3 protein-coding genes are annotated in these 3,905 nt (G+C 48.1%); all 3 read right to left on the minus strand.

Annotated elements, in window-relative coordinates:
• Positions 1-428, minus strand: a 428-nt coding sequence (locus tag PLA23_RS11225; protein ID WP_324475241.1) for a PmbA/TldA family metallopeptidase, incomplete at its 3' end; no start/stop codon positions are given.
• Positions 415-1,749, minus strand: coding sequence for a TldD/PmbA family protein (locus PLA23_RS11230; RefSeq protein WP_324475242.1), 1,335 nt, complete (start codon positions 1,747-1,749; stop codon positions 415-417). The genes PLA23_RS11225 and PLA23_RS11230, both read right to left, overlap by 14 nt.
• Positions 1,749-3,791: an ATP-dependent protease LonB gene (gene lonB, locus PLA23_RS11235; protein WP_324329999.1), complete on the minus strand. Its 2,043-nt coding sequence runs from the start codon at positions 3,789-3,791 to the stop codon at positions 1,749-1,751. Before lonB ends, PLA23_RS11230 begins: the two co-directional genes overlap by 1 nt.
• Positions 3,792-3,905 lie beyond the last annotated feature (114 nt).

Here is a 3,905-nt window from a genome sequence, read left to right on the forward strand (position 1 = left end):
GATATGGCAACTGAAGCAGACCCTGAGGTTATGTATGCGTCATATGTTTCTGAACCGGCCTTGAGTCTTCTGATGAGATCTGTGACTAGGACCGGGTCTGGAGAGATACGACTATCAAAAGCAAGTGGTTTTTGATCAATCATTTCTGGGAATGGAAGACCTTTCCAGGGGACAGGATCTGCAAACCTAGCACTCGCACAAGCAGCATCAAGACATGTCTTCCAGGTCCCTGGATTATCAGTGCATGATACTCCTATCTTTCCGTCTTTAATAATTCGGATAATAATGCCTGATCCTTTGAGTTTACTTCCGATTGCAATCCGATCCTGTTTCAGTTCCGCTGCTATAGATTCGGTCCGTGCACAGAATATCTCGGCCTCATCTGCAACGTGCGCAGCAGCCCGCAGGATGTCATCAATCAATCTCACACCCCCCGACAACTGCTTTTTCAAGCATAAGATGAGGTGATCCGTCAGTGACAGGTACAGTCTGCCCTCCTTTTCCACAATATCCAGGATGCAGAGCCAAATCGTTCCCGATTAAGGAGATAGTATGAAGGGTCTGTAAGATCTCTCCGGATAATGAGACATCTCTGACCATTGTGGTTAACTCGCCGTTCTCTATTAAAAACCCATATTCAGCATTAAACTGAAACATGCCACGTCCAGGATCAACCTGACCCCCCCTTGATCCTTTTAAGAGTATTCCTGATTTACATTCAGAAATTATCTCATCATAGGAAGAGTCTCCGTTTTCAATAAAGGTGTTACTCATCCTGACAATCGGTTCAACACCCGGCATTCCTCGGCAGTGACCAGCATCTCCGTTTCCAACTGATGCAAGTGTCTCTTTGGAATGCAGGTATGCTTTTAAGATTCCGTTCCGGATGATCTCAGTCCGTTTCGTTTCACTCCCTTCATCATCGACCGGACAAAATCCAAACTCCGGTTGTGAGGGATCATCAACTATTGTCAGAAGCGGGGATCCTATTCTCTCGTTGATCTTCCCTTTCAGGATAGAGCTTCCTTCTTTTATAAGGTCACCCTCAGACGCATGACCGACTGCTTCATGGGCAAACACTCCTGCAAGCTCGGGATCCAGCACTGCCCGCATGATTCCTCCTTTTGCCGGTTTTGCATCAAGGAGTTTTCGTGCCCGGTCTGCCGCGTCCTGTGCAAGATCCTGACGATGTCTGATATTTAAACCTGATATGGTATGATCCCGTTCATATCCCATCTGAACAATTCCGCCCCTGGATGCAACGGCAAGGACTGAAAATCCGCATCTGCAGAGGTGATAGGTGTATGAATGACCAAAACAGTCTGAAAAAAAGACTGTTTCATCTTTTTCAATATAATTTATCCTCCGGCTGACAATATCAGGCCCTTCGGTGGCTTTATACATATCGAGCAGAATGGATACTTTCTCATCAAGACTGACATCTGCCGGGTTTTCTTTCATGGCAGGAACAGGATGAAGGGTTGTGGGTGTTTTTTGTATCGGAATATGAATCGTGGTAACCATTGATGCATTATATGCTTCGTTCAGGAAAGAATCCGGAATCTGCTCAAATTCTGCATCTTCTCCTGAAACTGATAAAACTCCCCATCCTTTATCCCCAAGAACCCTGATGACTGCTTTATCAAAAAAGGAGGAGCCAGCCTGCTCTACTCTTCCATTATCCACATCGATCTGGGTAACCTCTCCGCTCACCCTGCGGACGTCGTAATATCGGTATGGAACAGACATCAGACAACCGTCCGGGGTGCAGGAATATCGGTCCCAAGGATTGAACGTGTGGTGGACCAGGCAATTGTCTTGAGTTTGTCAAGGAAGAGTTCCTTATTGTCAGGTACAAGTGCAATCTTAAGCACTTCATCGATCTTTTCGACCGGGATTATCTCTATGGCTGATACAAATTCGTCTTCAATGAGAACATCCCCAAGATTTGCCTTTGGTATGAGAACTTTCCTGATTCCAGCCCGTGCTGCTGCCTCTATCTTGTATGTGACCCCGCCCACCGGGAGGACATCACCCCTCACCGAGAGCGATCCGGTCATGGCAATATCCTGTCTGACCGGGATAGATTCAAGTGCACTTATCGCGGCAGTTGCGACGGTAATGGATGCAGAATCACCCTCGACACCCTGATAGGTACCGATGAACTGAATATGGATATCGATGTTTCTGATATCCTTCCCGGTAAACCGCTTCAGTATGGCCCCGACATTTTTGATGGATTCCTGGGCAATCTCCTTAAGAAGACCGGTTGCAATGATATTTCCTCCATCTCCCTGTGCAGGGGTGATTGCAGCCATAATCGGAAGCACGGATCCGGCATCACTTCCCATCACGGCAAGTCCGTTCACCCGTCCGATTTCGGTTCCTTCAACCACGGTCAGTTCATACTCACGGGTTCTGCGAATCATCTGGGCTGATATCTGATCCTCGATGGATCGGGCTGTCTTCTTTGCCTCCAATACATGCCGGCGGGTGGTGAGCTCAGCCCCCTCCTGGCGTGCGAGATCCCCTGCTACCCTGATAAGACCGCCCATGTCTCGTAATTTCAGGGTCAGGTATCCTTTGCGGTTTGACCGTCGTTTTGCTTCATGGATGACTTCATCAATCGCAGACCGGTCAAAATGGGGGATCATGCCGTCATTCTTGATCTCCTGTGCGATGAACCGGATAAATTTCTCACGATTCTCCGGCGTATCAGGCATGGTATCTTCCATATAAATCTCATATCCGTTTCCCCTGATACGGGATCGGAGGGCTGGGTGCATCCCTTCAATAGCATCAAGGTTTCCAGCAGCTACCATGACAAAATCACAGGGAACCGGCTCGGTCCTGACCATAGCACCTGATGACCGCTCACTCTGTCCGGTGATGGCAAACTGACCCTCCTGCATTGCAGTCAGGAGACTTTGCTGTGATGGAAGACCGAGTGTATTGATCTCATCAATAAAGAGAACTCCTTTATGTGCCCGGTGAATAGCTCCAGCCTCTACCCGGTCATGTGCCGGCGTCTCAAGTCCTCCGGACTGGAACGGATCATGACGGACATCACCAAGAAGTGCTCCGGCATGGGATCCGGTTGCGTCAACAAAAGGTGCTGTCGTGGTTTTATCGTTTGAAACCAGTAGTTTCGGGACCATCTGTTCTTCCCGCGGGGTCGCATACCGGAGTGCCATAAAGATAAAGGCTGCGGCAATGATCCCCATAAGCCACTGGTACGTGATGAATGCATACCCGATGATACCGATCATGAGGATCATGATCAGGGTGTTTCGGAATTGGATCTTTTTTCTCGCCTCAGCCTTATGGGCAGCAACAATCTCTTTTCCACGACCAGATTTGACCGTTCTGATGATAGGTTCATTCTGATCATCAGAGTTTGGATATGCAAGAATATCCTGCATCTCTTCTTTCGGGAGCAGCTCAGCCATTGCTTTTGCCAGCATGGATTTCCCTGTGCCCGGTGTTCCGATCATCATGACATGTCTGCGCTGGATTGCAGCTTTTCGAATAACCTCTACTGCATGATCCTGCCCGATGACCTGGTCAATCAGTTTTTCCGGTACAGCAACTGAGCGTGATGAGCCATCATCCACTGGTGTATGCGATTCATCCTGGGAGGATGCTTCTGCAGGCTGTGTAACTGCTGCAGGCGCATCGATCTCCTCTTCAAATGCATCTAGTGATACAATACCCGGAACGTCCCATACTTTGGTAGTTTCCGGAGTATCTGGTTGATCTTCTATCTCCGATGGTTCTTTCACCCGATTCATTATAGTATAGACACCTGCAAAACCGTTCGTGGTACTTATTTCATGAACAATTGTTTAAGTACTTTCAGCAAATCTAAATGGGACTATGAAGGTTGTCAGTACGCAACGGTCCCA

Origin of the sequence: Methanospirillum sp., from assembly GCF_035406105.1 — an archaeon.
In the GTDB taxonomy this organism is placed as follows: Archaea; Halobacteriota; Methanomicrobia; order Methanomicrobiales; family Methanospirillaceae; genus Methanospirillum.

Bases quoted from the DNA above. Each gene is read 5' to 3' on its own strand.
- PLA23_RS11230 (WP_324475242.1), bottom strand. From the start codon at position 1,749: ATGTCTGTTCCATACCGATATTACGACGTCCGCAGGGTGAGCGGAGAG.
- lonB (WP_324329999.1), bottom strand. From the start codon at position 3,791: ATGAATCGGGTGAAAGAACCATCGGAGATAGAAGATCAACCAGATACT.